27 protein-coding genes are annotated in these 26,617 nt (G+C 70.6%); 17 read left to right on the top strand and 10 right to left on the bottom strand.

Translation table 11 applies throughout. The annotated features are described in order from the left end of the window. Positions 1-290: 290 nt before the first annotated feature. Positions 291-1,199 (bottom strand): helix-turn-helix transcriptional regulator, encoded by a 909-nt coding sequence (locus ABH931_RS00435; RefSeq protein WP_370108682.1) that lies wholly within the window; start codon positions 1,197-1,199, stop codon positions 291-293. A gap of 194 nt (positions 1,200-1,393) precedes the next feature. Between ABH931_RS00435 and ABH931_RS00430 the strand changes: the two genes are divergently transcribed. The 4 genes from ABH931_RS00430 to ABH931_RS00415 are packed head-to-tail and all read left to right on the top strand — an operon-like array spanning position 1,394 to position 4,204. After that, entirely contained in the window at positions 1,394-1,714 is a 321-nt protein-coding gene (locus ABH931_RS00430) for a carboxymuconolactone decarboxylase family protein (RefSeq protein ID WP_370108679.1), read from the top strand. A 29-nt stretch (positions 1,715-1,743) separates the two neighbouring features. Beyond that, positions 1,744-2,157: a cupin domain-containing protein gene (locus tag ABH931_RS00425; RefSeq protein ID WP_370108677.1), complete on the top strand. Its 414-nt coding sequence runs from the start codon at positions 1,744-1,746 to the stop codon at positions 2,155-2,157. A gap of 37 nt (positions 2,158-2,194) precedes the next feature. After that, entirely contained in the window at positions 2,195-3,229 is a 1,035-nt protein-coding gene (locus ABH931_RS00420) for an alcohol dehydrogenase catalytic domain-containing protein (RefSeq protein ID WP_370108676.1), read from the top strand. 51 nt (positions 3,230-3,280) lie between these two features. Further along, the gene (locus ABH931_RS00415) at positions 3,281-4,204 is read left to right on the top strand and encodes an alpha/beta hydrolase (RefSeq protein ID WP_370108674.1); all 924 of its coding nucleotides are present in this window, start codon (positions 3,281-3,283) and stop codon (positions 4,202-4,204) included. Positions 4,205-4,591: 387 nt separating this feature from the next. Here ABH931_RS00415 and ABH931_RS00410 read toward each other — a convergent pair whose 3' ends face one another. Together ABH931_RS00410 and ABH931_RS00405 are read right to left on the bottom strand one after the other, a co-directional pair. Continuing rightward, positions 4,592-4,873: a type II toxin-antitoxin system RelE/ParE family toxin gene (locus ABH931_RS00410; RefSeq protein ID WP_370108673.1), complete on the bottom strand. Its 282-nt coding sequence runs from the start codon at positions 4,871-4,873 to the stop codon at positions 4,592-4,594. A gap of 6 nt (positions 4,874-4,879) precedes the next feature. After that, complete coding sequence (locus ABH931_RS00405) at positions 4,880-5,149, bottom strand: type II toxin-antitoxin system Phd/YefM family antitoxin (protein WP_370109441.1); 270 nt, start codon at positions 5,147-5,149, stop codon at positions 4,880-4,882. A gap of 869 nt (positions 5,150-6,018) precedes the next feature. Between ABH931_RS00405 and ABH931_RS00400 the strand changes: the two genes are divergently transcribed. Next, on the top strand, positions 6,019-6,459 hold the full coding sequence (locus ABH931_RS00400; protein WP_370108672.1) for a hypothetical protein: 441 nt from the start codon (positions 6,019-6,021) through the stop codon (positions 6,457-6,459). A gap of 635 nt (positions 6,460-7,094) precedes the next feature. Here ABH931_RS00400 and ABH931_RS00395 read toward each other — a convergent pair. Further along, entirely contained in the window at positions 7,095-9,452 is a 2,358-nt protein-coding gene (locus ABH931_RS00395; RefSeq protein ID WP_370108670.1) for a helix-turn-helix domain-containing protein, read from the bottom strand. 215 nt (positions 9,453-9,667) lie between these two features. Between ABH931_RS00395 and ABH931_RS00390 the strand changes: the two genes are divergently transcribed. The 4 genes from ABH931_RS00390 to ABH931_RS00375 are packed head-to-tail and all read left to right on the top strand — an operon-like array spanning position 9,668 to position 12,891. After that, positions 9,668-10,399, top strand: coding sequence for a hypothetical protein (locus tag ABH931_RS00390; protein WP_370108668.1), 732 nt, complete (start codon positions 9,668-9,670; stop codon positions 10,397-10,399). Next, complete coding sequence (locus ABH931_RS00385; RefSeq protein ID WP_370108667.1) at positions 10,371-11,072, top strand: DUF4097 family beta strand repeat-containing protein; 702 nt, start codon at positions 10,371-10,373, stop codon at positions 11,070-11,072. Before ABH931_RS00390 ends, ABH931_RS00385 begins: the two co-directional genes overlap by 29 nt. A 14-nt stretch (positions 11,073-11,086) precedes the next feature. Continuing rightward, a complete protein-coding gene (locus ABH931_RS00380) occupies positions 11,087-12,115 on the top strand; it encodes an ABC transporter ATP-binding protein (RefSeq protein ID WP_370108666.1) in 1,029 nt (342 codons plus the stop codon). After that, positions 12,112-12,891 (top strand): ABC transporter permease, encoded by a 780-nt coding sequence (locus tag ABH931_RS00375; protein ID WP_370108664.1) that lies wholly within the window; start codon positions 12,112-12,114, stop codon positions 12,889-12,891. The genes ABH931_RS00380 and ABH931_RS00375 overlap by 4 nt, the downstream gene beginning before the upstream one ends. A 499-nt stretch (positions 12,892-13,390) precedes the next feature. Here ABH931_RS00375 and ABH931_RS00370 read toward each other — a convergent pair whose 3' ends face one another. Both ABH931_RS00370 and ABH931_RS00365 read right to left on the bottom strand, forming a co-directional pair. Continuing rightward, entirely contained in the window at positions 13,391-13,795 is a 405-nt protein-coding gene (locus tag ABH931_RS00370; protein WP_370108662.1) for a type II toxin-antitoxin system VapC family toxin, read from the bottom strand. Further along, complete coding sequence (locus ABH931_RS00365) at positions 13,792-14,070, bottom strand: type II toxin-antitoxin system Phd/YefM family antitoxin (RefSeq protein ID WP_370108660.1); 279 nt, start codon at positions 14,068-14,070, stop codon at positions 13,792-13,794. Before ABH931_RS00365 ends, ABH931_RS00370 begins: the two co-directional genes overlap by 4 nt. A 237-nt stretch (positions 14,071-14,307) precedes the next feature. On the opposite strand from ABH931_RS00365, the gene ABH931_RS00360 reads away from it, so the two are divergent. From ABH931_RS00360 to ABH931_RS00330, 7 genes are all read left to right on the top strand, one after another. Beyond that, on the top strand, positions 14,308-14,781 hold the full coding sequence (locus ABH931_RS00360) for a DIP1984 family protein (protein WP_370108658.1): 474 nt from the start codon (positions 14,308-14,310) through the stop codon (positions 14,779-14,781). A gap of 602 nt (positions 14,782-15,383) precedes the next feature. Continuing rightward, positions 15,384-16,610, top strand: a complete 1,227-nt coding sequence (locus tag ABH931_RS00355) for an efflux RND transporter periplasmic adaptor subunit (protein ID WP_370108656.1) — start codon at positions 15,384-15,386, stop codon at positions 16,608-16,610. Positions 16,611-17,020: 410 nt separating this feature from the next. Next, complete coding sequence (locus tag ABH931_RS00350; RefSeq protein WP_370108654.1) at positions 17,021-18,676, top strand: efflux RND transporter periplasmic adaptor subunit; 1,656 nt, start codon at positions 17,021-17,023, stop codon at positions 18,674-18,676. Further along, positions 18,673-19,623 carry an ABC transporter ATP-binding protein gene (locus ABH931_RS00345; protein ID WP_370108652.1) on the top strand — a complete coding sequence of 317 codons (951 nt, stop codon included), beginning with the start codon at positions 18,673-18,675 and terminating at the stop codon, positions 19,621-19,623. Before ABH931_RS00350 ends, ABH931_RS00345 begins: the two co-directional genes overlap by 4 nt. After that, a complete protein-coding gene (locus ABH931_RS00340) occupies positions 19,620-20,837 on the top strand; it encodes an ABC transporter permease (RefSeq protein ID WP_370108650.1) in 1,218 nt (405 codons plus the stop codon). The genes ABH931_RS00345 and ABH931_RS00340 overlap by 4 nt, the downstream gene beginning before the upstream one ends. Positions 20,838-20,868: 31 nt before the next feature. Further along, positions 20,869-21,585 carry a hypothetical protein gene (locus tag ABH931_RS00335; RefSeq protein ID WP_370108649.1) on the top strand — a complete coding sequence of 239 codons (717 nt, stop codon included), beginning with the start codon at positions 20,869-20,871 and terminating at the stop codon, positions 21,583-21,585. An 84-nt stretch (positions 21,586-21,669) separates the two neighbouring features. Continuing rightward, positions 21,670-22,398 (top strand): response regulator transcription factor, encoded by a 729-nt coding sequence (locus ABH931_RS00330; protein ID WP_370108647.1) that lies wholly within the window; start codon positions 21,670-21,672, stop codon positions 22,396-22,398. 22 nt (positions 22,399-22,420) lie between these two features. Here ABH931_RS00330 and ABH931_RS00325 read toward each other — a convergent pair whose 3' ends face one another. Together ABH931_RS00325 and ABH931_RS00320 are read right to left on the bottom strand one after the other, a co-directional pair. After that, complete coding sequence (locus ABH931_RS00325; protein ID WP_370108645.1) at positions 22,421-23,437, bottom strand: Ig-like domain-containing protein; 1,017 nt, start codon at positions 23,435-23,437, stop codon at positions 22,421-22,423. A gap of 178 nt (positions 23,438-23,615) precedes the next feature. Continuing rightward, positions 23,616-24,560, bottom strand: coding sequence for a serine/threonine-protein kinase (locus tag ABH931_RS00320; protein WP_370108643.1), 945 nt, complete (start codon positions 24,558-24,560; stop codon positions 23,616-23,618). A 210-nt stretch (positions 24,561-24,770) separates the two neighbouring features. On the opposite strand from ABH931_RS00320, the gene ABH931_RS00315 reads away from it, so the two are divergent. Next, positions 24,771-24,986: a hypothetical protein gene (locus tag ABH931_RS00315; RefSeq protein WP_370108642.1), complete on the top strand. Its 216-nt coding sequence runs from the start codon at positions 24,771-24,773 to the stop codon at positions 24,984-24,986. 78 nt (positions 24,987-25,064) lie between these two features. Here the strand turns inward: ABH931_RS00315 and ABH931_RS00310 are convergent, their stop codons facing one another. Together ABH931_RS00310 and ABH931_RS00305 are read right to left on the bottom strand one after the other, a co-directional pair. Continuing rightward, complete coding sequence (locus ABH931_RS00310; RefSeq protein ID WP_370108640.1) at positions 25,065-25,772, bottom strand: hypothetical protein; 708 nt, start codon at positions 25,770-25,772, stop codon at positions 25,065-25,067. Positions 25,773-25,866: 94 nt separating this feature from the next. Next, positions 25,867-26,613 (bottom strand): hypothetical protein, encoded by a 747-nt coding sequence (locus tag ABH931_RS00305; RefSeq protein WP_370108637.1) that lies wholly within the window; start codon positions 26,611-26,613, stop codon positions 25,867-25,869. Between the last annotated feature and the right edge of the window lie 4 nt (positions 26,614-26,617).

Genomic DNA, 26,617 nt, shown 5'->3' with positions numbered 1-26,617 from the left:
CCTGGGCAGACGAGGACCCGGACGCTTCTGCGTCCGGGTCCTCGTCGTTTATGGGGTTGCAGTTCGGGTTGCCTGCAGTTCCGTTCGCGGGCTCCGCTGAGGCCGTCAGTCAACGTTCCGGCGAAGGTGAGGATGCTGGCGAACTCGGCTGTACCCCCGGACGAACAGGCAGTCGGAAAGCACGTTGAGGAGACCCTCGGCTGAGGAGGGGCTCCGCGTGTGGGCAGCGTCCAGCCGTAGGCGCATCGAAGAACGACGCAGGGCCAAGCCGTACTTCCGGGTGACCGTGTCTAAGCGCGGGCGTTGCCAGCGGCTGGCAGCACGCTGGACCGGGGTGCGGTCAGGTCGAGCAGGATCATGGCGTCGTGGTCGGGGGAGCCGGGTTCGGCGACGTAGATGCCCAGGCGGTGGCCGGGGGTGCCCTCGAGTTGCATGCCCTGGAAGGCGAGGGTGATGTCGCCGACCTGGGGGTGGTGGAAGGTCTTGGGCTTCTGTGCGTGGCTGGCTCGGGCGACGTCGTAGCGGTCCCAGAGCTTGGCGAAGTCGGGGCTTTTCAGGAGGAGTTCGCCGATGAGTCCGGCGAGGTCGGGGGCGTCGGGGTCGGTGCCGGCCAGGGCGCGCAGGCGGGCGACGCAACCGCGGATCTGGGTGGTCCAGTCGGCATAGAGGTCGCGGGCCTGCGGGTGGAGGAAGAGGTAGCGGGCGAGGTTGCGCTGCCGGACCGGCCAGTTCTCGATGCCTGCGTACAGCGCGAGCGCGCCGGGATTGGCGGCGAGCAGGTCCAGGGTGCGGCTGGTGACGTAGGCCGGGCTGGGGCGCAGGTTCTCCAGCAGCAGCTTGACCTTGGGGCTGACCGTGCGGCTCGGCGCGGCCGGGGGCACGGGTGCGTGGTGGGCGGCGCGGATCGCGAGGTTGCGCAGGTGGCCGAGCTCGTCCTCGTCCAGCTTGAGAGCGCGCCCGAGGGACTCGACCACGGCCAGGCTCGGGTGGGTCTCCCGGCCGCGTTCCAACCGGGTGTAGTAGTCGATGCTGACGCCGGCCAGTGCGGCGACCTCCTCGCGGCGCAGCCCTGGGGTGCGGCGCACTCCTGCACCGGGGGTGAAGCCGACCTCGGCCGGGGTGACCTGGGTGCGCCGGGCGCGCAGGAACCGCCCCAGTTCCGTGCCGCCGCTGTCGTGCTGCTGCCGTTCGGGTGCCATGGCATCAGTGTGGCCCGCGCGTGACGCCCGTGCCGCAGGCGAGGGGGGCCGTGGCACACCCCCTTTCGCGCTCACCGGAACAGCTCGCCCTGCCGCGTGGTCGCTTCGGCGGGCACGGTTTAGACAGGGATCGGATCACCGGATCGCTCCACGTCACGGAGCCGCCCCCATCCCCGAGACGAAGGCACAGACCCATGACAGAGCAAGCCCAGACCCGCGCTCAGCAGCTGCTCGGCGACACCGCTCCCGAGCTGGTGCGTCTGACCGACGACGTGCTGTTCGGCCAGGTCTGGGCCGACCCCGCGCTGTCACCGCGCGACCGCAGCCTGGTCACGGTCGCTGCGCTGACCGCGCTCCACCGCCCCGAACAGCTGGACGCGCATCTGCGCCTGGCGCTGGCCAACGGGCTGGGCAAGGAGGAGCTGGTCGCAGCGATCACGCACCTGGCGTTCTACACCGGATGGCCCAACGCGATGTCCGCGATGACCCAGCTCAAGGCGATCGCCGAGGCGTGACAGGGCAGCCGCTGAACGGAGGAGGAACCATGGAAATCATCCAGCGCCCGGCCACCGCGAAGGGCCCGGCCTCCACGTTCACCGGGGACGTCTGGGTCGACGGGATCTACGCGGGCTCGCGTGCCGAGCAGGCCCGGCTGGCCGTCGTCCGGTTCGCGCCCGGTGCACGTTCCCACTGGCACTCGCACCGCCTGGGCCAGACCCTGCATGTCGTCGAGGGCGTCGCGCTGCTGGGCAGCCGCGACGGCACCGTCATTGAGGCCCACCCCGGCGACACCGTGTACACAGCGCCGGGCGAGGAGCACTGGCACGGCGCCGCCCCTGACCGCTTCATGGCTCACCTGGTCCTGATGGACGGCGACACCAGCGACGCCCCTAAGACCGACTGGGCCGAGCAGGTCACCGACGCCGTCTACCAGGCGCCGCGAACCCCCACCCGCTGACCAACCACCCTGCACACCGAAGGACAGGCAATCCGCCATGCGCGCAACACTGCTCTACCAGGCCGGCGACGTCCGCGTCGAAGACGTCGCAGACCCCAAGATCCAGCAGCCCACCGACGCGGTGATCCGCATCGTGGCGGGCTGCGTCTGCGGCAGCGACCTGTGGCCCTACAAGTCCCAGCCGTACACCGACACCCCCCGCCACATGGGCCACGAGTTCATCGGCGTCGTAGAGGACACCGGCGCCGAGGTGCGGACCGTCAAGACGGGTGACCTCGTCGTGGTCCCGTTCACCTACTCCGACGGCACCTGCGAGAACTGCCGCCGCGGCCTGACCACCTCCTGCGTGCACGCCGGGCAGTGGGGCGTCGGCGGCATGGACGGCGGCCAGGGCGAGGCCGCCCGTATCCCGTGGGCCGACGGCACCCTGGTCAAGCTCCCGGTCGGCGAGGACTCCGAGCTGATCCCGGATCTGCTCACTCTCTCCGACGTGCTCTGCACCGGCTACCACGCCGCCCGCACGGCCGGTGTGACGGTCGGCGACAGCGTCACCGTCATCGGCGACGGCGCGGTGGGCCTGTCCGCGGTCATCTCCGCGAAGCTGCTCGGCGCCGAGCGGATCATCCTGATGGGCCGCCACACCCAGCGCACCGATCTCGGCCGCGACTTCGGCGCCACCGACGTCGTCGCCGGGCGCGGCCAAGACGGCGTCGCCACCGTCCGCGAGCTGACCGGCGGTACCGGCACCGACCGGGTGCTGGAATGCGTCGGCCTCAAGGACGCCCTGGTCCAGTCGGCCGGAGTGGTCCGCGACGGCGGCGTCATCAGCCGCGTCGGAGCCCCGCAGTACCCCGAAGTTCCCTTTGGTTTCCGGGAGTTCATGCGCAACATCACCCTCACCGGCGGCGTCGCACCCTCCCGCGCCTACATCGAGGAGCTCATGCCGCACATCCTCAACGGCGACATCCACCCCGGCCGCGTCTTCGACCGCACCGTCGCCCTGGACGACGCCGCCGAGGGCTACCGCCTCATGAACGACCGCGAGGCCCTCAAGGTCCTCATCCGCCCCTGACCAGGGCGACCCACACCGCACCAACCATCCCCGCACGGCAAGGAAACGACCATGGAACGCATCACCTTCGAGAACAAGGACATCACGGTGGTCGGGAACCTGTTCCGGCCCGACGGCTTCGAGCAGGGCACCAAGTACCCGGCGATCGTGGTGACCCACCCGTTCGGCGCGGTCAAGGAGCAGGTCCCCACCACCTACGCCAAGCTGCTCGCCGCCCAGGGCTTCCTCACCCTGGTCTACGACGCCTCCTACCAGGGCGAGAGCGGCGGGGAGCCGCACTTCTCCGACTTCCCCTCGGTCCGCGTCGAGGACATCCGCTGCGCCGTGGACTTCCTCAGCAACCACCCGGACGTGGACCCCGAGCGCATCGGCGCCCTGGGCATCTGCGCGGGCGGCGGCTACACCGTCAACGCCGCGCAGACCGAGATGCGGATCAAGGCGGCGGCCGGGGTGAGCACCTTCGATGTGGGCGCCGCGCGCCGAGACGGCGTCGGCCCGCTCGGAGCGCAGACCGTCGAGTACCGCACCAGCCTCCTGGAGCGTTCCGCCGCGGCCCGCACCCGCGAGGCCGCCGGCGGCGAGGTCGAGCTGTTCTCGCTGATCGCGGACAACCCGAAGTTCGACATGAACGACCTCTCGACGATCCCGATGATGTACCAGGAGGGCTACCGGTACTACTCGGAGATCGACCCGAACCCCCGGACTATGGGCGCGTTCGCCCTGTCCAGCCTCAGCCAGCAGATGGCGTTCTTCCCGTTCGAGGGGATCGAGCTGATCTCCCCGCGCCCGCTGCTGCTGATCGCCGGCTCCGAGGCCGACACCCTGTACTACAGCCAGAACGCGATCGAGAAGGCCAAGGAGCCCAAGGAACTCGTCGTCCTCGACGGCGCCTCGCACATCGACCTGTACTGGAAGCCGGAGTACGTCCCGCAGGTCGCCGAGAAGCTGACCGAGTTCTTCACCAAGCACTTGTAGCCGAACTGGGCGGCGAGCGGCGCTGGCCCCTTGTGGTCGCTCCCATGAGGTCCACGTACGGCAGGCGCCCAGGCCGGAGTGGTCTCAGTTCTGGTCTCACTCACCCCCGTCCGCCAAGGTCCAGGGCAGGGCCCAGCTTCTACTGCACCGCAGGTCAGAACGGGTGCGAACCCGCGCGGACGGTGCTGGGGAGAATTGGAAAGCGTGTTGGGGGCAACCCCTCACGAGTTCGAATCTCGTATCCTCCGCACCCGCCCAACTGGACAGACGAGGGCCCCGACCGTTCTTCGGTCGGGGCCCTCGTCGTTCAGAGTCTCATCTGCAGTCTCAGCGGCGCTTCCGGTGGCACGCCCGCCCGCGGTCCCGCCGGTTCTTCCTGCCGGACCGTTACGGGATCTGGCGGTAGACATCGCCCCGGTGGCCCACGGTCAGGACCCAGACGACCAGTTGGCCGTTCTCCACGGTGTAGACGACGCGATGGTCGCCAACTCTGAGACGCCATCGGGCCGAGTGCCCCTGCAGGACCTTGATGTCGAACGCCGTGGTGTCGCCGACATCCATGGCCCTCTGCAGCTCGGCAAGACGGTGCAGGATGCGCAGAGCATCGGGACGCGCGATCTTCAGCATGTCACGCTGAGCGTGGGGGGTGAAGCGCGTGACGTGTCCCACGGCGCTTCAGCCCTCCTGGGCTCGGAGGAGGGCGGCCATCTCCTCAAGAGAGACGGACCCGTGCATGCCCTCTGCCTCCGCCTCGTCGGCGAGGCGATTCAGCCATGCCTCCTCGGCGTTGTCTGCTATCCGACGAAGGCGCTGATACTCCTCGATGTCGATCACTACAGCCTCTTGCCTGCCTCGCCGCGTGATGATCGTCGGAGTCTCCTCGCGACGGGCCCGGTCGATGACATCGGCAAGGTGGCTACGGACCTCGGCCATGGACTCAATCATGGGCTCGCTCACGCATTCAATGTACCAGATGTACATGAGTCCGCATTGTCGCTTTGGCTGGTACCGCCGCTGACTCCCGCGGTTGCCGCGCAACAGCGAGCCCTCGCCTCTGCCAGGCTCGCCGCCTCCCAGTCCGCCGAGGCCCAGCCATCTGACGGTTGTCTGCCAAGCGGGCGTGCCGGTCATCGCTTCGGTGTCGTGGATAGCAGTCATCCTCGCCGCAGGCTGCCTGGATCGCGATGCAGCGCTAAAAGGCGCTATGCGGGGAGCCGTCGCTGCTGCTGTGAGGCTATCGCGGTCGCCGACAGGTTGCAGTTTGGGTTGCATTCAGGGTCGTTCAAGAGCGTTCGGCAAGGGGGTGGGCGGCGCCTGCGCCGCTGGTCAGGACGGTGGCGAATCCGGCCGGACCCCCGGACGAACAGTTGGAAAGCGTGTTGGGGGCAACCCCTCACGAGTTCGAATCTCGTATCCTCCGCACCCGCCCACCAGGGCAGACGAGGACCCGGACGCTTCTGCGTCCGGGTCCTCGTCGTTTCCTGGGTTGCCGTTCTGGTCTCGCTTGTTTCGGGCGCTCGTCGTCCTGGTCCTGGGGCCCGTCCGCCCGTCTGAACGACATGCCCGGTCTTGGTCCTCTCATCGCTTCCCAGGGATAGGACGGCTGCCAAAGGAAGGCCGCTACACTCCGGTCCGATCCTGGGGAGGGAATCTTGAAGCGAATGATCCGACGTGTTGTCGGTGCCGGTCTGGCGGCGTGCGTGGTGGCGGGACTGACGGTTTCGGGGGCGGGACTGGCGTCTGCGAAGACGACCACGAGCGCGACTTCGGCGGAGGCGTGCACGATCGGCTACAGCGACGGAAGCGCGAGCACCGTGCCGACAGCCCGTAAGCCCGGGGTGCGGCTGCGGGAGTGGGTCCCGGTGCGAAACCACCAGTCCGTGGTCATTCCCAACGTCTACGTCAACTTCGTGACCTCAGGAGACGTCCAGCGCCGGGCGCCGCTGCCGTCGATGTGGTGGCGGGTGGCTGGCGGCCAGTGGAAGCGGGCCCGGCTGACGTGGGCCTGGAACAGCCCTACCACGCCCCACGCGTCCCAGTGGCTGAGCAGCAACCTCGAACTAGGGAACCTGGGCCCGCACGCGACCAAGTGGATCGAGGTCGACACCTATTTCCCGGCGCACTCGATCAAGGGCGCGTACTACCAGTCGTTCCTGGACCACTCGCACTCATGCAGTCCGGCCGCGGCCATCAACATGTACCAGGCCGGTCTCGAGTACTGGCCCTGGCACGGCCTGGAAGGGCATCCCGCGTAGGGCGGGAGTCCCTCGTCGCCCACATTTGGGCAAGCGCCGTCGTTGTCCACATCTTTGTCCAGTGCGCTGGTGGACGTCGGCGTTCGGCGCAGTACGTGCATCGTGCTCAGCCTGGCCACGAACCCTCGCGGACGTCCCCGAACGGGCTTGCGGACAGTTGGAAAGCGTATTGGGGGCAACCCCTCACGAGTTCGAATCTCGTATCCTCCGCCTCGATCGAGGGCCCGGACCGCGTAAGCGGTCCGGGCCCTCGTCGTTTTTCTGTCGAGCTTGTTCCGAGTGGGCGTGGTGGCTCGATCGCTGCGTCGGCTGTTGACGATGGCGTAGGTCTCGCCGAGGCGGGCGATGGGGCCGCGGGCGGGGGTCCAGGTGATGTCGCCGATGCCGACCTTGGTGGTGCCGCCCTTGAGGGTGGTCGCGTAGCCGGTCAGGTGGATCCGCAGCTGGAAGGTGAGCGAGGCGCCGTTGGCCAGGCCGGGCAGGGTCGGCAGGGCTTGGTTCTTGCCGAGGGTGACCCAGTGGCCGTTCTCCAGGCCCTGGATGTCGGCGCTCGACTGGGTGGGCTTGATCACGCCGTCGGCCTGGCGCGGCTTGGAAGGGCAACCCCGCGCAGGTCCGGGGTCCCGCTCGTCCTCCTATAGCCGCACGTGCCCTACGGACGCCTCCGCGACCCGCGCCAACCCGATCTGGGCCTGTTCGGCGACGTAGGCGAAGCCGCGTGGTTCGGCGAGCGCGAGGCAGCGCCGGAACTGCTGCTCGGCGCGTTCCAGGTCGCCGGCCGCCAGACAGGTCCGGCCGAAGGCTTCGCGGAGGTTGATCTCGTTGTTGATCTCGCCGTTGTCCGTGACCCAGGCCACTGCCCCTTCGTGCTCGTCCAGTGCCTCGGCGTGGCGGCCGAGCGCGCTCAGCGCCTCGGCTGTGTCGGCGCGGCACACCGCCGTGTACGAGACGTGCCCGAGAAGCCGGCTCACCTCCACCGCTGCGAGGAAGTCCGCCAGCGCGGCTTCGAAGTCCCCCAGGCCGAGCCGGGCGCGGCCGCGCGATCGCAGGCAGAACAGACGCAGTGAGTCGTCGGCGGCGTGGGGGCCGGCCAGGATCCGCGACGCCTCGGCGTCGGCCTCGGCGGCCCGGCCGAGGCGGACCAGCGCGCGTCCCCAGTTCGTCACGGTGAAGGCGACGTTCCAGGTGGACGGCGAGTCCGGGAGTTCCAGCACCTGCCGGCGCAGGTCGAGGACGCGGTCGAGGTCGCCCCGGTCGTCGGCGACGCCGAGCAGGCGTCGCAGTGCGCTGATGCGGATGCGGGTGTCGTCGAGTGCCACCGCCAGGTCGAGTGCCGCGGTGAGGTCGGCCTCGGCCTCGGCGAGTCGTCCGAGGTAGCGGTTGGCGGTCCCGCTCGCCAGGCGGAGGTCGGCGAGCTCGCAGCGGTCGCCACGGCGTTCGGCGGCGGCAATCCCGGCGCCGCTGACGTGCCGCCAGGCGCCCATCTCGCCGCGGTGGCCGAGGAACTCGTCGACGAAGAGCGCGAACTGGATGGTGATCTCGTCGTGGCCCTCCGCCAGGGTCAGGTCGAAGATCCGGTGGATGGTCGCGGCCTCGTCGCTGTACCAGGCCATGGCCCGTTCGGCGGACCCGAGGTCCGGCGTCCTCGTGGGGACGTGCCGCACCGCACGCCGGTGAGGGGAGGACGGCCCGAGCATCGGTCTGCCTGTCTGCAGGCAGTGCAGGTAGAAGTCGGTGACGCGTTCGAGAGCGGTGTCCCGTTCGGCCGCCGACTCCTCCCGAAGGGAGGCTTCCGCGGCGCGCTCACGGATCAGGTCGTGGAATCGGTAGCGCTGGGCGCGCGGCTCCTCGAGCAGGTTCGCGTCCACCAGTTCGGCCAACAAGGTCCGTGCTCCGGTGACCGGCAGGTCGGCCAGCACGGCGGCGGCGAAGGGATCGATCACGGCGCCGGGGAAGACGCCGAGCAGCCGGAAAAGCCGACGCTGTGGCCCGGCGAGCCGCGCCAGCGACGTGTCGATGACCCTGCCGACGCCTTCCTCGTCGGAGCTCGGCGGATGGTCGAGGAGGTCGGCGACGGACCACGACGGGCGATGCCGGAGCCGTGCGGCGGCGACCCGAATGGCCAACGGCAGCCCGCCGTAGCGCTTCATCAGCTCGCTCACCGTTTCCGCCGCGGCCTCGATGCCCGGTCCCAGCGCGGTCGTGAACAACTCGGCGGCGTCGACCGGGCCGAGCGGGGCCAGCGACAGCGGCTCGACGCCGGTGAGACCGACGAGGCGTCGGCGGCTCGTGATGAGCACCGTGTTGCGGCCGGCGCCCGGGAGCAGGGCCTCGACCTGCTCGGCGTCGGCGGCGTTGTCGAGGACGACGATCGCCCGCACGGTCGAGAGTTCCGCGCGCCACAGTGCGGACCTCTCCTCCGGATCGTCCGGGATGCGGCCGACGGGAACGCCGAGCGCGCGCAGCAAGGTGAGGAGGGCGTCGGCCGGGGCGACCGGGTCGCGGCCGGGGGTGAAGCCGTGCAGGTCCAGGTACAGCTGACAGTCGGGGAACTCGGGGGTCAGCCGGTGGGCGACGTGGATGGCGAGCGCCGTCTTGCCGACGCCCCCCATGCCGTCGATCGCCAGCGTGTGGCCTGACTGTGCCAGGCGGGCGACGTGGTCGACCTCGTCGCGCCGGGCGGTGAAGACGGCGACGTCGCGGGGCAGGTCGTTGCGGGCCGGCCGCTCGAGGGCCGCGCGACGCGGGTCGGCGGGACGGCCGGGGGCTCGCCGTCGGCGATCGGCGTCCTCCCACAGCGGACGCAGCGGGCGTGGATCGTGACCGGTGGCCCGGCACAGCGCGACGACGACGTTCCACGGTGGTGTCGCCTGCCCGGACAGGTAGCGGGACAGCGAGGAGTTGCTGACGTGGGTTGCCCGCTCGATCTCGCGCAGGCTGCGTCGCGACGCGTCTTTGATCGTCCGCAGTCTCAGTGCGAGATCGTCACTCACCGCGAGCCCCCTGTCTCCGCCGACCAGCACCCTAGATCAGTTCGCGTCGACGCGCGATCTTCATCCGTCGTCCCGCCCCGGCCGGGGCAATTCAGGGACAGCTGCCGCGAGTTGGCAATCCTGCAGGTGGTAGCGGGTTCTCGCCGGCTGCGCGAGCGCCCCACAGGCAGCTCGGTCTCTTGAGAGGCCGGGGTGGTGTTCGGACCATGACCGTCATGAACGCACCGGAGACCCGGGTCTCCTTCCTCGTCGCTGTGCCGATCCGCGCCGTCGTGGAAATCGCGGCGGGACGCATCCTGTGTGTCGCCTCCGAGCGGTCCGACGCGACCGTCGAGGTCCGCCCGGACGACGCCACCAGGAGCAGCGACGTGACGGCGGCCCGACGGACCCGGGTCGACTTCGACGTCGGCGTGCTGCACGTCGGCACCGAGCGGTCCGTGCCGCGGGTCCTGGGCGACTCGGGGTCCGTCGACGTAACCGTGCACCTGCCGTCCGGGTCCGGGGTGGCGGCGACGTCGGCCGTCGGCGCGTTCCACGGCGTCGGCCCGCTCGGCGAGGTCGTCTTCGAGGGCGCGGCCGGGTCGGTCGTCATCGAGGAGGCGACCGCCGTGCGCCTGGTGCTGGAGTCCGGCGACGTCGCGGTCGGCCGGCTGGCCGGGCCCGGCGAGATCAGGACGCAGCGCGGCGACATCACCGTGGCCGAGGCCCGCCAGGGCCTGGTCACGCTGCACACCGGCACCGGCCGGATCTCGATCGGCGCCGCCCCCGGAGTGGCAGCGACCCTCGACGCCGGCGTCGGCCCCGGCCGCATCATCAACACCCTGCGGAACTCGGACGGCGCCCGCGCCGCCCTGAACATCCATGCCACCACCGCCCACGGCGACATCACCGCCCGCAGCCTGGACAAGGAGCAGCACCATGACCCCCACCATCCCTCAGCGGTTTGACACCCCGGCCCCGATCACCGCCGTCCTCGACATCTCCGCGGGACATGTTGAGGTCATCGCCGCAGACCGGGCCGACACGACCGTCGAGGTCCGTCCGGTCGACGCGACCAAGGGCCGCGACGTGAAGCTCGGGGAGCAGACCACGCTCGCGTTCAGCAAGGGCGTGCTGCGCATCGAGACCGCGGCCAGGATCCGGAGCCAGATCCTCGGCCCCTCGGGCTCGGTCGCGGTGACGCTCCACGTGCCCACGGGCTCCCACATCCAGGTGAAGGCCGGCGCCGTCGGCTTCCGGGGCGTTGGAACGCTCGGGGACGTCGCGGTCGACGGCGGGTACGGCGCGAACGGCGCGGTCGCCATCGAGATCGACGAGGCCGCCGGCGCCCGTCTGACGGCCCACGCCGGCGACGTCACCGTCGGCCGCCTGAGCGGCCCGGCGCGGATCACCACCGGTATGGGCGACATCCGCATCGACGAGGCCGTGACCGGCACCGTTGAGCTCCGAACTGGCGTTGGCGACCTGACGGTCGGCGCGGCGCACGGGGTGTCCGCGGCCCTGGACGCCGGGACCACCTACGGCCGGATACACAACGCGCTCAAGAACAGCGACGGCACCGTGCAGCTGACCATCCATGCGATGACGGCCCAGGGCGACATCACCGCCCGCAGTCTGTGACAGGAGCACCAGCCATGACCGAACCCACCCTCGCCGCCCCCGCGATCACCGTCACCGGGCTGCGCAAGTCCTACCGCGACAAGATCGTCCTCGACGGCATCGACCTGACCATCCCGCAGGGGACGATCTTCGCCCTGCTCGGCCCGAACGGCGCCGGCAAGACCACGACCGTGAAGATCCTCTCGACGCTCGTGGCCGCTGACCCAGCGTCCGGCCCGATCCTCGTCGGCGGCCACGACCTGGCAACCGCCCCGCAGGCGGTCCGCGCCGCGATCGGCGTCACCGGCCAGTTCTCGGCCGTCGACCCCCTGATCACGGGCATCGAGAACATGCGCCTCATGGCCGACCTGCACCACCTGACGAAGGCCGAGGGCCGCCGCGTCGCCGCGGAACTGCTGGAGCGCTTCGACCTGACGGACGCGGCGGACAAGCCAGCGTCCACCTACTCCGGCGGCATGAAGCGCCGCCTGGACATCGCGATGACCCTGGTCGGCGACCCGCGGATCGTCTTCCTCGACGAACCGACCACAGGCCTGGACCCGCGGGCCCGCCACGCCATGTGGCAGACCGTTCGGGACCTGGTCGCGGACGGTGTCACCGTCCTGCTCACGACGCAGTACCTCGAGGAGGCCGACGAACTCGCCGACCGCATCGCGGTGCTGCACGATGGCAAGATCGCGGCCGAAGGCACCGCCGACCAGCTCAAGCGACTCGTTCCCGGCGGCCATGTGCGGCTTCGGTTCACCAGCCCGCAGGCGTACCAGGAGGCCGGCGACACGCTGCGCGACGCCGCTCGGGACGATGCCGCGCTGACGCTTCAGCTGCCGAGCGATGGGAGCCAGGGCAGCCTGCGGGCCATCCTCGACCGCCTGGACGCGAACCACGTCACCGCAGACGAGCTGACCGTCCACACGCCGGACCTCGACGATGTGTTCTTTGCCCTGACGGACAGTTGGCCCGGTGGCGCCGGCGCGTCGCAGGCCGCCGCGTCCGACTCCGATCTGGCCGAGGTCACCGACCGACCCCTGGAGAACGTCCGATGAGCACCTTGACCCTGGCCGCCCGCGACTCCTCGACGATGCTGCGCCGCAACCTCCTCCACGCCCGCCGCTACCCGTCCCTGACGCTGAACCTCCTCCTGACCCCGATCGTGCTCCTGCTGCTGTTCGTCTACATCTTTGGCGGAGCGATGAGCGCGGGCGTCGGCGGCAACCGGACGGCCTACATCGCCTACCTCGTCCCGGGCCTGTTGCTGATGACGATCGGAAGCACCGTGGTCGGCACAGCGGTATCGGTCTCGAACGACATGACCGAAGGAATCATCGCCCGCTTCCGCACGATGGCGATCCACCGCTCGTCAGTCCTGGTCGGCCACGTGATCGGCAGCGTGATCCAGGCGATCGTCAGCGTCCTGCTGGTAGGCGCGGTAGCGGTGGCGATCGGCTTCCGATCCCACGCGACGCCGGTGGAATGGCTGGCAGCCATCGGCCTGCTGGTCCTCTTCGCACTGGCCCTGACCTGGATTGCAGTAGGAATGGGCCTGATCAGCCCGAGCGCGGAAGCAGCAAGCAACAACGCGATGCCCCTGATCCTCCTGCCACTCATCTCCAGCGCCTTCACACCCCTGCACACAATGCCGGGCTGGTTCCAGCCGATAGCCCGCTACCAGCCCTTCACCCCCGCCATCGAAACCCTCCGAGGCCTGCTCCTCCACAGCAAGATCGGCGACAACGGCGCGATCGCGATCGCGTGGTGCCTCGGTCTCACGGTGCTCGGCTACTTCTGGTCGTCGTCGAAGTTCGACAAGGAACGGGGGTGATCCCGCTTACGACCGCGCAACCACATGAGACGCGTTGAGCCCAGCTGCGGCGAATCCGCCGATGAGCTGGGCTCTTACCCGGCAGCGGGTCAGCGCCCTTGACTTTTGCCCGCTGGTACCCGGACGGGCTGACCCAGGCCGAGCAGGGTGCCGGCCATCAGGACCGCTGCCTGATCGGTCCTGATGGTTGGGGTGGCCGACGGCGTAGCTGAGGCAGCATAAGGCCGCTGGCTCACCAGCGGGAGGGTTGCAGTTCGGGTTGCATTCGGCTGCGTTCGCGGGTGTCCGAGCGCTTCGCTTTCGACCACTGCGTCGCAGGTCAGGACGGTGACGAACCGCCCTGGACCCCCGGACGAACAGTTGGAAAGCGTGTTGGGGGCAACCCCTCACGAGTTCGAATCTCGTATTCTCCGCAGGTAGAAGGCCCGCCCAGGGAATCAGTGCGGGCCTTCTGCGTTCGTCCGCTCATTCACAGTCCCAAGCGGCCGAGCGGGAGAGATCACACCGAGATGATCTCGACGCCCTGTTCCAGCCCCTTGAAGTCGTCAGCGTTCCGCGTGAAGAGTGGGAGTCCGTGGGCGGCGGCGGTCGCGGCGATCAGCAGGTCCATCCGACGGGGGCGGGGGTTGCGATTCGCCTTGACGGTGAGCGCCACCAGCGTCCCGAACCTGCGGGCGGCCTCCCGGTCAAAGGGGATGGCCGCGAACTCTGCCTCCACGTCGGCCAGGCGTTGCGCTCGCGCCATCATCTCGGCTGGGTCGCCCGTCATCGCGACGCCCTGGGCCAGTTCAGCCAGGACGATCGAGGAGACGGCCGCCTCCACGGGCAGGAGGCTGGAGTCGATCAGCGGGAGATCGATGACGACGCACGTGTCCAGAAGCCCGCGCGGCAGCCTGCCGGTCATGCGCGATCCCATGGATTGCGGTGGTCATCCACGCGGTCCTCGGAGTCGAAGAACTCGTCCGCCTCCGCTCGCATCAGAGCCGCGTCGACCTGTGGCGCGTGGCGCCATTTCCGCTGGAGTTCCTCCACCGGGACGAAACGGCGCCTACTGCTGAGCGGGCGGACCTCGGCGATCTCCGTGCCGTTTCGGGTGATGTGGTACGTCTCACCCGCCTCCACGTCGTCGAGCACGGCCTTGGAGCGCGCCGCGAGCTCTCGCTGAGTGATGGTCTTCATGGAGCCAGCGTATCGCGGCGTAATGCGGCGCGCTACAGATGTGTATCCTCCGTACCCGCCCACCAGGGCAGACGAACCGACCCCTCTGGCGGTCGGGGCCTTCGGCGTTCCCTAGTTGCAGTTTTAGATGCAGCCGCCCGCAGGTGCCCGGCGGGCCCCGCTCCGCAGGGCGGGGCCCGCCGATTGCTGACGTGCATACTTGCTGGACGATCGGCAGGACGTAGGGGTGATGACGCGGTGAAACTGGCTGAAGCGCTCGCAGAGCGGGCTGCTGCGGTACGGCGGGTGGAGCAGTTGCGCACGCGCGTCGTCGGCAGCGCCCGCTACCAGGAGGGCGAGGAACCGGCCGAGAACGCGGCGGAGGTCCTGGCAGAGGCCGGCGAAGTGCTGGACGAGCTGGAGCGGCTGATCCGCCAGATCAACCGGACGAACTCCGCCGCGACCGTCGAGGGCGGCGGAACCCTCACCGACGCCCTTGCCCGCCGTGACGTCCTTCGGCTGCGCCACTCGGTGATCACGTCAGCCGCCGACGCCGCCTCGGGGCGCGACCAGCGCGGAGCCGTACGCCAGCTGCGGTCCGAACTGAGGATTCTGTCCGCGCTGCCAGTCGCCGAACTCCGCGCCCAGGCGGACGTTCTGGCCAAGGAGATCCGCGAGGTGGACACCTTGATCCAGCGCACCAACTGGGAGATCGACCTGATCGAGGACTGACCTCTCACAAGCTGGGTGTGGGAAGCAGGTAGTCGTCACGGAGGCGTGCACACACCGCGGGCCGGCGGTCTATCCGGCCCATGGCGCGTGAAGAGCAACGCAGGGGTTCGATTCCCCACCAACACTGCAGCTCAGCATCGCGCACAGGTGACGGAGCACTCCGCACACCTCACCACCACGTGCAGATCCGGACGGCGAGGGCGGGAACGGGGCATCCCACACCCGGTGCGAGGGCCATGCAGATCAGTATGGCCCTCGCACTCATCTTCGGATCGAAGCTCTCCCACCTGGGCCTACGCGGGCCGCAGCCGTGCCGGGCCTTGGATCCCGGCCATCGTGGTGCGACGAAGGGGGCGGTGATGTTCCGAGCCTGGCCGCCTGGCTTGGCTGCGCTGAGCCGGGCCGCACTGTGCGCGCCATTCACGAGGGCTCCCGGGAGTCGGCTGGAATCGGCGGGGCGCTGGCAGAGGCTGTCGGGAGACTGAGGCCGATCGCGCGGCCGGGGCTTCGGCCTTGGCCGATCAGGGGAGCGCCACCTTTGACAGCGGATACCCAGGCTTCTTCCAGGGCTTCGCTCAACTGACGGAACACCATGTGCACCTATGAAGGTGCTCCCACAGCGGCGCAGGGCCGCCTTGCTCAACTCCGTCCTCGCTGTCCTCCTCGTGACCGGGGTTGGGGCTGCCTACGCCACCGTGCATCCAGCGTCGAGCGCCGGCACGAGTTCGGCGAACACCACCAGCTACACGGTGGCCAAGGGCCTGGTGCTGGCGACGGCCAGCGCTGCCGGGACCCTGACCTCCCCCAGCGATGCCGGCGTGAACTTCGCCACCGGCGGCACTCTCACCGCGGTCTACGTCAAGGCCGGGCAGAAGGTGACCAAGGGCGAGGTGCTCGCCAAGATCGACCCGACCTCGGCCAACGCGACCCTCGCCGACGACGAGGCTGCGCTCACCGCTGCCCAGGCCAACCTCAACCAGGTCGAGAACCCCAGCTCCACCACCGTCAACGGCGTGACGGCCACACCCACCGTGAGCGCCTCCGCGGAGACCCAGGCAGAGTCCCAGGTGACGTCGGCCCAGAACGCGGTCACCGCCGCCAAGGCCGCCGTGGCCGGCACCGTGCTGACCGCGCCGATCGCCGGGACCGTGGACTCGGTCGCCGGTCAGGTCGGCGGGACGGTCTCCGCGAGCAGCGACACCACCAGCAGCGCGGGTACCGCGCCCACCGGCTTCGTGGTCATCACCAACCCGACTGGCATGGAGGTCACCGCCGACTTCGCCGAAGCCGACGCGCTGAAGGTGGCCAAGGGCCAAGCCGCCACCGTCACCCTGACCACGGGAGGGACGGAGCTCAACGCCAAGGTGCTGTCCGTCAGTTCGCTCCCCGTGAGCAGTTCCTCCGGCTCGTCCTCGTCCGGCACGGTGAACTACGCGGCGCTGCTGGTCATCACCAGCCCCACCAGTGATCTGCGCACCGGTCAGAGCGCAACCGTCTCGGTCCTGACGGGCGAAGTGGACAGTGCGCTGTACCTGCCGACGGCGGCGCTCACCGGAACCGGCACCACCCGGCTCGCGACCGAGGTCCTGGCCGACGGCAAGACCCGGTCCGTGAGTGTGAAGGTGGGCCTCGCCGGCGACAGCGACGTGCAGATTCTCAGCGGCCTGACCGATGGCGACAAGGTCCAGGTGACGACGGCCACGACAGGTGGCACTGCCGGAGGTGGCGGCTTCGGCGGCGGCCGTGGTGGCGGTGGTGCCCTCGGTGGCGGTGGCGGTGGCGGTGGCGGTGGCGCTGGCGGCTTCGGCGGTGGTGGCGGGCGGGGCTGACCCTGCCGTCGCCGCGCCGCGGATGCCCGGCGGCGCCGGCTGATTCGGGGGACTGACGCGAGAGGCCGGAGGCCAGGAGGCCGCCGGCCTCTCGCAGGTTCGAGATTGCGGTGGTGTGTCAGGCGCTCGGACTGGCCGAGGGCGCCGGACTGCGGGTGGGCAGCAGGACCACGGTTGTCTGGCGGCTGGGATGCCCTGGCCCTGGATCTCACCGCGCCGCCGTAGCAGTGGCCTGGGCGGAGACCGCCGACTGCCTGTGAGTTGATAGGCGTCGGATGTGCCCGGCCTGTCAAGCACGCCAAGGTACGGAGCAAATGTCGTAGTTGGTGCGCATTCTTGAGGTGAGGTGCCCGGGAAACTCCCAGGCTTGTGCCAGGTTCCGACAGGTCGGCGGGCCACGCTGTGGCGTCATGAAGTTGCTTCCACGGCGGCGCCGGGCCGTCCTGTCGAATGCCGTACTCGGCCTTGTGCTGGTGGCGGGCGCAGGGGCCGCCTACGCGGCAGTGAACGACAGCAGTACTCCCGCGAAGTCCGCGATCAAGACCGCGACAGTAGCCCAGGGCACGGTGCAGGCGACGGTCGACGGCTCCGGGTCGTTGATCTCTCCCTCCGACGCGGGGGTCGACTTCGTCACCGGCGGCACGCTGACGAAGGTCTACGTGGCGCCAGGTGACAAGGTCACCCAGGGCGAGGTTCTGGCGAAGGTCGATCCGACCGACGCGAACCAGGCACTCAGCTCGGCGCAGGCCACGCTGACCTCCGCCGAGGCGAACCTGACCAGTGTGGAGGCCGGCAACGACTCCACCTCCGCCACGGGTTCGGGCGGTGGCGGCTCCGGTGGGAGCTCGAGTGGCGGTTCGGGCGGCTCCAGCGGCTCCGCGCCGGGCGGCACCACCCACAGCAGTTCCCCCTCGCCGAAGCCCGGCTCCTCGCAGTCCGGCTCCTCGAAGCCGAGCAGCAAGCCCTCGGCGAGTGCGCCCGCAAAGCCCACCTCGTCCGCCTCCGCGTCCTCCAGCGGCTCGCAGTCGCACACGGCCGGTGCCGTCGTTCAGGCGGCCGCTCTGTCCGACGTCGAGGCGGTGACCGCTGCCACGGCAGCCCCCACGGTGGACCCGGTGCAGTTGGCGAACGCCGAACAACAGGTGACCTCGGCCCAGAACGCCGTCGCCGCCGCGCAGGCGGAGGTGGCCGGCACGGTCATCACCGCGCCGGTGAGCGGCACGGTGGCGTCGGTGAGCGGCAAGGTCGGCCAGACGGTCTCCGGCACCGGCAGTTCGAGCTCGGGCGGTTCAGGCTCCAGCGGTTCAGGTTCCAGCGGTTCAGGTTCCGGCGGTTCAGGTTCCGGCGGCACGGGTTCCGGCGGCACGGGTGGCGGTTCGGGTTCCGGCGGATCGGGTGGCGGCAGCGGTTCCTCGTCGAGCTCCAGTTCCGGTTCGGGCTCGCCCTCAGGGTTCGTGGTCATCACCAACCCCAGCGGGATGGAGGTCAGCGCCGACTTCTCCGAGGCCGACGCCTTGAAGCTGAAGGCCGGGCAGGCCGCCACGGTGACCCTGAACGCGACCGGGGCCACCCTTCCGGCCAAGGTGGTCTCGATCAGCTCGCTCCCGGTGAGCAGCGGTTCCTCCGGTTCCTCCGGCTCCAGCGGCGGTGGTGGTGGGTCTTCCAGCGCGGTGCAGTACGCCGCGACGATGGCCATCACCAGCGACACCAGCAGTCTGCGGACCGGCCTGTCCGCGAGCGTCGAGGTGGTCACCGGCGACGCCGAGAACGCGCTCTACGTGCCGACCACGGCGCTCACCGGCAGCGGCAGCAGCGGCACGGTGACTCTCGTCGGCGCCGACGGCAGTACCACCAGGCAGACGGTCACCGTCGGCGTCCAGGGAGACACCGAGGTGCAGATCACCAGCGGGGTCAGCCTCGGCCAGAAGGTCGAGCTGACGGTGGTCTCGGCCGGCGGCAGCAACGGGTTCCCCAGCGGAGCCTTCCCCGGCGGGACGGGTGGCGGCCGGGTCGGCGCCGCTGCCGGCGCCGCCGCTGGTGCGCTGGGCGGAGGTGGCCGCGGATGAGCCACTCCCTTCCGGCCCTCAGGCGTCGTTCTGCCGGAGCGGTGGGCAAGCGGACCGCTCCGGCAGCCGCCGCCTCCGGTGAGACCCGCGACCCGGTCCCCGTGATCACCGTGCAGCGGCTGGTCAAGTCCTACGGCACCGGCGAGGCCACGGTCCACGCGCTCGCCGGTCCCCTGAACGGACAGGGCGAGCCGATGGGCGTCGACCTGAGCATCCACCAGGGCGACTTCGTCGCGATCATGGGCAGCTCGGGTTCGGGCAAGTCGACCCTGATGAACATCCTGGGCTGCCTGGACGCGCCGACGGCGGGCCGCTACCTGCTGGACGGTCTCGACGTGGGCGGTCTGGACGAGCACCAGCTGTCGCTCGTGCGCAACCGCAAGATCGGCTTCATCTTCCAGTCCTTCAACCTGATCCCGCGCACCACCGCCGTCGCCCAGGTCGAACTCCCCCTGGCGTACGCAGGGGTGAAGCCGGCCGAGCGCCGCCGCCGGGCGCTCGCGGCGTTGAGCATGGTGGGTCTGGCTGACCGCGCCGACCACCGGCCCAACGAGCTGTCCGGTGGCCAGCAGCAGCGTGTGGCCGTGGCCCGTGCGCTGGTGACCTCGCCCGCGATGCTGCTGGCCGACGAGCCCACGGGCAACCTGGACACCCGCAGCACCGACGACGTCCTCGCCATCGTGGACCGGCTCAACGCCGCCGGCCGCACGGTCGTGGTGATCACGCACGAGGACGAGGTCGCCCGGCACGCCAAGCGCGTGGTCCGACTCGTCGACGGCCGTGTCGACTCCGATGTGCGCCAAGCCCCGGTCCTGGGACCTCCGCCCGCCTTGCTCGATCCGACCCGCTTCGCCGCGAACTCGCTGTACGTCCAGGGTCCCGAGCAGCCCCGCGGCGCGCACCACGTCCCGCGGATCCAGCACGCGCAGACGGGAATCCAAGGGTGAACCCGCTCCAGACGTTGCGCTTCGCTGTCAGCGGACTCGCGGCCAACAAGGTCCGTTCCGGGCTGACCATGCTCGGCATCCTGATCGGTGTCGCCTCGGTCATCCTGCTGTTGGCGGTCGGCAACGGTTCCTCGCAGGCCGTGGTCAACTCCATCGACGCACTCGGCACCAACGCGCTGACCGTCAGCTCGGGTGCCGGCTTCGGCGCGCAGTCGACGGCGACCAGCACCAAGCCGCTCACCATCGCGGACGCCCAGGCGCTCGCCGACACCACCCAGGGGCCGGACATCAAGGGCGTGGCGCCCGAGGTGCAGACCCCGCAGACCGCCCTCTACGACGGCACCTCGCACACGGTCAGCTCGGTGATCGGCACCTACCCGGCCTACTTCGAGGCGTCCAACAGCAAGATCGCCACCGGGGACTACTTCAGCAACGACGACGTGCTGGCCTCGCGCAAGGTCGCGGTGATCGGCTCGACCACGGCGACCGACCTGTTCGGCACCGCCTCACCCATCGGGAAGAAGATCACCCTGGGCGGCACCCCGCTCACCGTCGTCGGCGAGCTGGCCACCAAGGGCAGCAGCACCAGCAGCTTCAACGACCCGGACGACGTGATCATCGCGCCGCTGCCGACCGTGCAGAACGCCTACACCGGCTTCGGTTCGCTCAGCCAGATCCTGGTCGAGGCGCGCTCGGCCGACACCACCACCCAGGCGACCGACGAGATCACCACCGTCCTGATGGGCACCCACGGCATCGCCTCGGCCTCGGCGGTCGACTTCCGGGTCAGCAGCCAGACCACGTTGCTGGCGACCCGCTCCTCCAGCACGCAGACGTTCACCGTGCTGCTGGGCGCGGTCGCGGCGATCTCGCTGCTGGTCGGCGGCATCGGCATCACCAACATCATGCTGGTCACCGTCACCGAGCGGACCCGTGAGATCGGCATCCGCAAGGCCATCGGCGCGCCCAAGGGCGTCATCCTCGGCCAGTTCCTGGCCGAGTCGACGCTGCTGTCACTGATCGGTGGCGGCCTCGGCGTCGTGGCCGCCCTGATCGGAGCCCGCTTCACGATCGTCGGAATCCAGCCGGTGGTGATCCCGGCCTCGGTCTGGGGCGCCTTCGGCATCGCCGTCGCCATCGGCCTGTTCTTCGGCAGCTACCCCGCCAACCGCGCGGCGAGCCTGCGCCCGATCGACGCGCTGCGCCATGAGTGACAGCCAACAACTTCTAAAGGAGGACGCGGACATGGCAGCACGCCGTAGTGATCTGGTGAAGGCCGACGGCTCGATCGTCCCCGGCCTGCGCGAGGACCCGGGGGAGGTGGAGTTCGTGTCCGGCACACCGGACGACAGCACCCGCGAACAGCGGCTCAACCCGGAGGACGTCCTGTCCCAGGCGCCGGACGCCCGGGACATCGCCGCCGAGCTGGCCGCCCCGCCGCGACGCAAACTGCCCTGGCTGACCCTGCTGCTCGTCGCCGGAGTGCTCGGGGCCGGCTCCTTCGTCGCCGGCGCGATGGTGGAGAAGAACAGCGGCACCTCCAGCGCGGGCAGCGCGGCCTCGGCGTTCGCCAAACTGCGCTCGGGTGCGACGGGCGGAGCCTCCGGATTCCCCGGCCTCGGAGGCGCCGCAGGTGCCGGAGCTGCCGGGAGCGCGGCGGGGGGCGGTACTGGCGCGAGTGGCTTCGGAGGCGGGGGCGGCGGGGGCGGCGGGGCCACGACCGGGACGGTCAAGCTGGTCGACGGCAACACCATCTACCTGACCGACAGCTCCGGGAACATCGTCAAGGTCACCACCACCGGCTCCACCACCGTCAGCATCGCCAAGAGCAGCACGGTGAGCCGGCTGCAACCGGGACAGAGCGTGACCGTCCGCGGCACCACGGACTCCTCGGGCAACGTGACGGCAACCACGGTCAGCGAGGGCGGGAGCACCGCGGGCGCCGGTGGCACCAGGGGCTGAGCCATGGCCTGTCCTCATGCCGATCCCGCCTGGGACGCAGGCCTTCCGATCACTCGACCACTCCTCCTACGGGAGCCGCCGCTCATGGACATGACCGAGGCCAGCCTGCTGGTCGTCGACGACGAACCCAACATCCGCGAACTGCTCTCCGCGTCCCTCACATTCGCAGGCTTCCGGGTGACCTCAGCGGCCTCGGGGGCGGAGGCGGTGGCGGCCGTCGCCCGGGACCGCCCCGATCTGGTCGTGCTCGACGTCATGCTGCCCGACACCGATGGATTCGCGGTCGTCCGGCGGCTTCGCAACGAGTTCGCGGCGACACCCGAGGGCGCCGAGCGTGACCGGCTGCCGGTGATCTTCCTGACGGCCAAGGACGGACTGGGTGACAGGGTCAACGGTCTGACCGCCGGTGGCGACGACTACGTCACCAAGCCGTTCAGTCTGGAGGAGCTGATCGCCCGGATCCGGGCGATCCTCCGCCGCGCCGGCTGCCCGGACGTGGACGGCCGACTCGTCGTGGCCGATCTGGAGCTGGACCCGGTCGGGCACCAGGTGCTGCGCGGCGGCCACGCGGTCGCGCTCACCAGGACCGAGTTCAAACTGCTCGAGTACCTCCTGAACAACACCGGCCGGGTCGTCTCCAAGATGCAGATCCTCGACCACGTCTGGGCCTACGACTTCGGTGGCGACCTCAGCATCGTCGAGTCCTACATCTCCTACCTGCGCCGCAAACTCGACTCCGGCGCGAACGGCACCCCCAGACTGATCCACACCGTACGGGGCATCGGCTACGTCCTGCGCCGACCCGCAGCGTAGGCGGGCGGCACCGGGGGCCGGTTCAGCTGGTGGTCTGCTGTGCTCCGGTGGCGCTGCCGGCCAGCCAGCTGCTCCAGCTCAGGGTGAAGGCCGCGTAGCCGTTGTCGCCGGGGACGAGGCCGCGCGGGGTGCCCGTGACGGTGACGGGGTCGCCCTGGTGGGCGTGGGCGTAGAACCACTGGGAGTCGGCCAGGGACAGGTGGATGCAGCCGTGGGAGGTGGACTGGCCGGGGTTGGGGTGGGCGGTGGAGTAGTGGACGAAGGTGCCGGAGGTGGTGAGCCGGACGTCCCAGGGCAGGGTGACGTCGTAGAAGTTGACGTTGGCCGGGTCGCAGGTGATGTGCACGCTGCAGGAGGTCATGTGCACCGACGGGGCCTTCTCCATCTCGGCCATGGTGCCGTCCCAGGTGGGGAACTGTGCGCTGCCGGCGTCGATGGGAAAGTGCTTCTGGCGGACTCCGTCGAGGTAGACGTCCATGGTGTGGGCGGGGGCGTCGACCCTGGTCTCCCAGTCCGCGCCGATGGTGAAGGCGTGGTGGTAGTCGTGGATGCCGTAGCGGCCGTTGCCGTCGGCTATGCCGGTGAGGCGGGCGTCGACGGTGACGCGGGTGCCGGCGGGCCAGAAGTTCTGGGGCCGCCAGTCCGCGCGGGTGTTGCCGAACCAGTGCCAGGCGCCGGTGACCGGGGTGGAGGTGGTGACCTTCATCGCCTGCTCGACCGCGGCGTGGGCGGATGGGGCGACGGGGTGGGTGAACTCCACGGAGACGGGCATCGCCACGCCGACGGTGGCGCCGTCGGCCGGGGCGATCGTGTCGAGCAGCAGCGGCGGGCCCGCGGGGTGGGTGGGCGAGGGGCTGCCCGACCCGGAACCGGTGCCCAAGGTCCCGCCGGCCGACGGGGACTGCGTCGACGCAGAGCCCGGCCCGGCGGCCTTTGCGGAGCCGTCGCCGCAGGCGGTCGCCCCCAGCAGTACCGCCGCGGTGAGCACCGCGATCCCAACGTACCTGCGGTGCGCCGCCCGTCGCGCGTTCCGTGCCATCTTCTCCACACCCCTCGTGAGTTCCCTGTGCGTCACGCGAAGACGAGTGCTGCTGCGCCCTCACGCAACCGGGGAGATGCCGACCGCACCGGAAAGGTTGGAGGCCTGGGCGGCTGTTCCAGACCCGTGACAAACCCTGTTCGGCCCGCGCGCCGTTCGGCCGGAGTCCGCCTCAGGCTCAACGGTAGAGCCAGCTCAAAAGGGTCGTCGCCGTGAACACCGCGCCCGACGCCAGACAGACCGCCCGCAGGCTCAGCTGCCGAGAACGTTGCGGGAGTTCGGGCTCGGTCGCCTGGGCCTGGGCCTGGGCCTGGGGCTGCGGGAGCGGGGTCAGCAGCGCGTCTGCGAAGGCCTGGGCGGTCGCCGGTCGGTCCGCCGGCTCGATCGACATCGCGGCCCGCAGCAGCAGGGCGACGTGCGGTGGGAGCTCCGTTCCGGCCGGGAGCGCCGGCAGCGTCGACGCGGTCGGCTGGTCGGTCATCAGGGCCGTGGCGCGTCCGCCCGGGCCGAAGGGCTTCTGCCCGGTCAGCAGCTCGTAGGCCACGACGGCCAGCGCGTACACGTCGGCCCTCCCGTCGAAGCCGCCGGTCTGGAAGGCCTGTTCCGGGGCCATGTAAGCGGGCGTGCCCGTGGTCACCGTCAGCCCGGACGCGTCGGCCAGTTGCTTCGCGCTGCCCAGATCCGCCACCAGCACCCGGGCGGGACCGGGGCCGGCGGCGAGCAGCAGGTTGGACGGCTTGACGTCGCGGTGCACCACGCCCGCCTCGTGCAGGACATGAACCGCGTAGCCCGCCTCCGCGGCCAGCCGCAGCGCCTCCTGCGGGTCGCAGTGCCCGACCCGGTCCGCCAGGGTGCCGCCGCGTACGTAGTCCATGACGAAGTAGGGCCGGTCCTCCTGCACTCCGACGTCGTGCACCCGGACCACCCGCGGGCTGGCGATCTTGCGCAGCAGCCTCGCCTCGGCCAGGAACCGCTCGCGTACGTCGGCGTTGGCGGCCCAGTTCTCGGCCAGCACTTTCACCGCGACGTCGGTGTCGAGCTCCGGATCGTAAGCCTTCCACACCGTCGCGAAGGAGCCGGCACCGAGCCGCTCCACGAGGAGGTAACGACCGAGTTTGCGCATGTGGCAGCATTCTGCCGGACTCGGCGGGCGTGTGGAACTCCCCTTCGGCGGGCTGGAGTTTCGTGCTGCCACCGCCCCCCGGCGCTGCCACTCCCGCGACCGCGGGCACGTCCGTCTCGGCGCCCGCGCCCGCGCCCGCGCCCGCGCGCTCGTCCTCGGCCTCCGGCTGGCCAGACGGCGCCGCCGGGGCACCGGGCCTACGGAAGGACCGTGACGCTGCCGCTCGCCCCGGACGTCACCGCGGGCCGGATGGGCTACTACCGGGGAACCCTCAACACCACCGGTACAGCGCCCGAGGGCAGGGAGCCCTGCGGCGGCCTGGCCGTGCTGCGCAGCGGTTCCCATTACGGGGTGCTGGAGATTGACGCCTGCCTGGGGACGGCCGCGAGGAACCGCGTCGTCCGGAGCGCTCTGTCACGGCTGTGAAGCAGCGGTCAGCGCTGTCGGGTCCGGCCGCGTCGGCGGCCCGCGCCGGATCGGCGGGGGCCGCGGCGTGGCGACGGGTCAGCCGGCCAGGCGGTGGATGGCGGCGGCGGCGATGCCCTTGACGGAGCCCGGGTCGTTGCTCGGCGCTCCGGTCAGCTCGACGATGGCGACGCGCCGGCCGCTGCGGACGACGGCGGTGCCGCCGGACGCCACGCCGTCGCCGTTGTAGGCCGGGTACCAGCGGCCCTCGCCGCCGGGGACGGTGAGCGCCCGCGGGGCGCCGTAGTACCAGTGGCCGGCCGGCTCCTTCCGGCAGCTGCTCACGAGCGCGTTGAGCTGCTTCTCGTACGAGGTCGCCGAGGCGACGGTGGAGCCCTCCGCGGTGGACTCGGTCAGCAGGCCGGCGCGGGTGTCGAAGGTCCAGATGACGTCGGCGTAGCCGGTCGCCCGCCCCTTGGTCAGCACCCGCATGGTCTCCTCGCCCGAGCACGCCGAGAGGCCCTGCTTCCCGGCCAGGCCGAACGTCGCGGCCACCGGGGCCAGACCCTGCTGGAAGAAGTCGCCGCTCTGGATCAGGTTCTGCGAGCCGAGGCCGGGCGTGGCGAGCGCAGGGGCGGCCACCGGCGCGGAGACGGCCGAGCGGTGCGTCGCGTGCGCGCTCGCGTCGGCCGACGCGGGCTGGACGGAGGCGCCCACCGCGAGGAGGGCGGCGGCGACGCAGGACACGGCTGCCGCGACACGGCCGCGACGGGAGAACTTCTGGCGGGTCGTCTGGTTGTCGGACATCTCATCCCCCTGGTCGTCGGGGCGCGCTCTGCGCCCTCGTACAACCGGGGAGATGTCGGCCCTTCGAGAGAAGTTGGACCGGCCGGCCGCTGTTTCAGAGCTGTGACACGGCGGTGCGGACCAGTGCCGTCATGGCACGCGTGCCCAGGCAGGCGTCGACGTCCAGGATCGCGTAGTGCGAGCCGCTGCGCAGGAACGAGATGCCGCCGCACGGCTCCCGGCCGGGCGGTGCGGTTCCGGTGGTGTTCAGGGTCCCCTCGTAGATGCCCATCCAGCTCGCGCTGACGCCCGGTGCGAGAGTGAGGGTGTGCGTCGGCCCGTAGACCCAGTGGGTGGGCGGCTCGTCCTGGCAGGGCACCTCCTCCAGTACCAGGCGTTCGGTGAAGTTCTGTGCCAGCGCCGCGGTCCCGGCGTCCGCGGCGATCTCCCGGGCGATCTGCGTGGACTCGCCGAGGGCGATGGTGGGGTCGTCGGGCGACGCGGCTTTGGACGTCATCAGGCCGCGGAAGTACGCGCCCGTCCCGCCCAGGGTCTGGAGGAGGGTCCTCTCCCCGACGCAGTCCCCGTTGCCGTAGCTGCCGTCGCCGAACCGGTCCCGCACGTAGATGTGCCCGGTGACGCCGACATCCGTGAATGCCGTCGCAGTCACCAGGTTCCGCTTCGTCATCGGTCCGGTGGCGGCCTTCGGTCCGGTGGCGGCCTTCGGCCCGGTGACGCTGTGGCCGGGGGCCGCTTTCGGTGCCGCCGGGGCCGGAGACCGGGCGGGCAGGACGAAGCGCCCGGTCAGCACGCCGAGCACGGCGGCCGCGGCAAGGACGGTGACGGCGGCCCGAGCGCGCACCCGG

It is taken from the genome of Streptacidiphilus sp. MAP12-33 (assembly GCF_041261265.1).
Taxonomy (GTDB): domain Bacteria; phylum Actinomycetota; class Actinomycetes; order Streptomycetales; family Streptomycetaceae; genus Streptacidiphilus.
The sequence above is the reverse complement of the archived record's forward strand: the minus strand, read 5'-3'. Positions and strand labels throughout refer to the sequence as shown.

Excerpts from the sequence above, each read along its gene's own strand:
- ABH931_RS00310 (WP_370108640.1), bottom strand. The coding sequence starts at position 25,772 with ATGTCCGACAACCAGACGACCCGCCAGAAGTTCTCCCGTCGCGGCCGT.
- ABH931_RS00325 (WP_370108645.1), bottom strand. The coding sequence starts at position 23,437 with ATGGCACGGAACGCGCGACGGGCGGCGCACCGCAGGTACGTTGGGATC.
- ABH931_RS00350 (WP_370108654.1), top strand. The coding sequence starts at position 17,021 with ATGAAGTTGCTTCCACGGCGGCGCCGGGCCGTCCTGTCGAATGCCGTA.
- ABH931_RS00375 (WP_370108664.1), top strand. The coding sequence starts at position 12,112 with ATGAGCACCTTGACCCTGGCCGCCCGCGACTCCTCGACGATGCTGCGC.
- ABH931_RS00345 (WP_370108652.1), top strand. The coding sequence starts at position 18,673 with ATGAGCCACTCCCTTCCGGCCCTCAGGCGTCGTTCTGCCGGAGCGGTG.
- ABH931_RS00385 (WP_370108667.1), top strand. The coding sequence starts at position 10,371 with ATGACCCCCACCATCCCTCAGCGGTTTGACACCCCGGCCCCGATCACC.
- ABH931_RS00330 (WP_370108647.1), top strand. The coding sequence starts at position 21,670 with ATGGACATGACCGAGGCCAGCCTGCTGGTCGTCGACGACGAACCCAAC.
- ABH931_RS00425 (WP_370108677.1), top strand. The coding sequence starts at position 1,744 with ATGGAAATCATCCAGCGCCCGGCCACCGCGAAGGGCCCGGCCTCCACG.
- ABH931_RS00405 (WP_370109441.1), bottom strand. The coding sequence starts at position 5,149 with ATGATTGAGTCCATGGCCGAGGTCCGTAGCCACCTTGCCGATGTCATC.
- ABH931_RS00380 (WP_370108666.1), top strand. The coding sequence starts at position 11,087 with ATGACCGAACCCACCCTCGCCGCCCCCGCGATCACCGTCACCGGGCTG.
- ABH931_RS00390 (WP_370108668.1), top strand. The coding sequence starts at position 9,668 with ATGAACGCACCGGAGACCCGGGTCTCCTTCCTCGTCGCTGTGCCGATC.
- ABH931_RS00355 (WP_370108656.1), top strand. The coding sequence starts at position 15,384 with ATGAAGGTGCTCCCACAGCGGCGCAGGGCCGCCTTGCTCAACTCCGTC.
- ABH931_RS00320 (WP_370108643.1), bottom strand. The coding sequence starts at position 24,560 with ATGCGCAAACTCGGTCGTTACCTCCTCGTGGAGCGGCTCGGTGCCGGC.
- ABH931_RS00435 (WP_370108682.1), bottom strand. The coding sequence starts at position 1,199 with ATGGCACCCGAACGGCAGCAGCACGACAGCGGCGGCACGGAACTGGGG.
- ABH931_RS00430 (WP_370108679.1), top strand. The coding sequence starts at position 1,394 with ATGACAGAGCAAGCCCAGACCCGCGCTCAGCAGCTGCTCGGCGACACC.
- ABH931_RS00370 (WP_370108662.1), bottom strand. The coding sequence starts at position 13,795 with ATGACCGGCAGGCTGCCGCGCGGGCTTCTGGACACGTGCGTCGTCATC.
- ABH931_RS00335 (WP_370108649.1), top strand. The coding sequence starts at position 20,869 with ATGGCAGCACGCCGTAGTGATCTGGTGAAGGCCGACGGCTCGATCGTC.
- ABH931_RS00420 (WP_370108676.1), top strand. The coding sequence starts at position 2,195 with ATGCGCGCAACACTGCTCTACCAGGCCGGCGACGTCCGCGTCGAAGAC.
- ABH931_RS00415 (WP_370108674.1), top strand. The coding sequence starts at position 3,281 with ATGGAACGCATCACCTTCGAGAACAAGGACATCACGGTGGTCGGGAAC.
- ABH931_RS00365 (WP_370108660.1), bottom strand. The coding sequence starts at position 14,070 with ATGAAGACCATCACTCAGCGAGAGCTCGCGGCGCGCTCCAAGGCCGTG.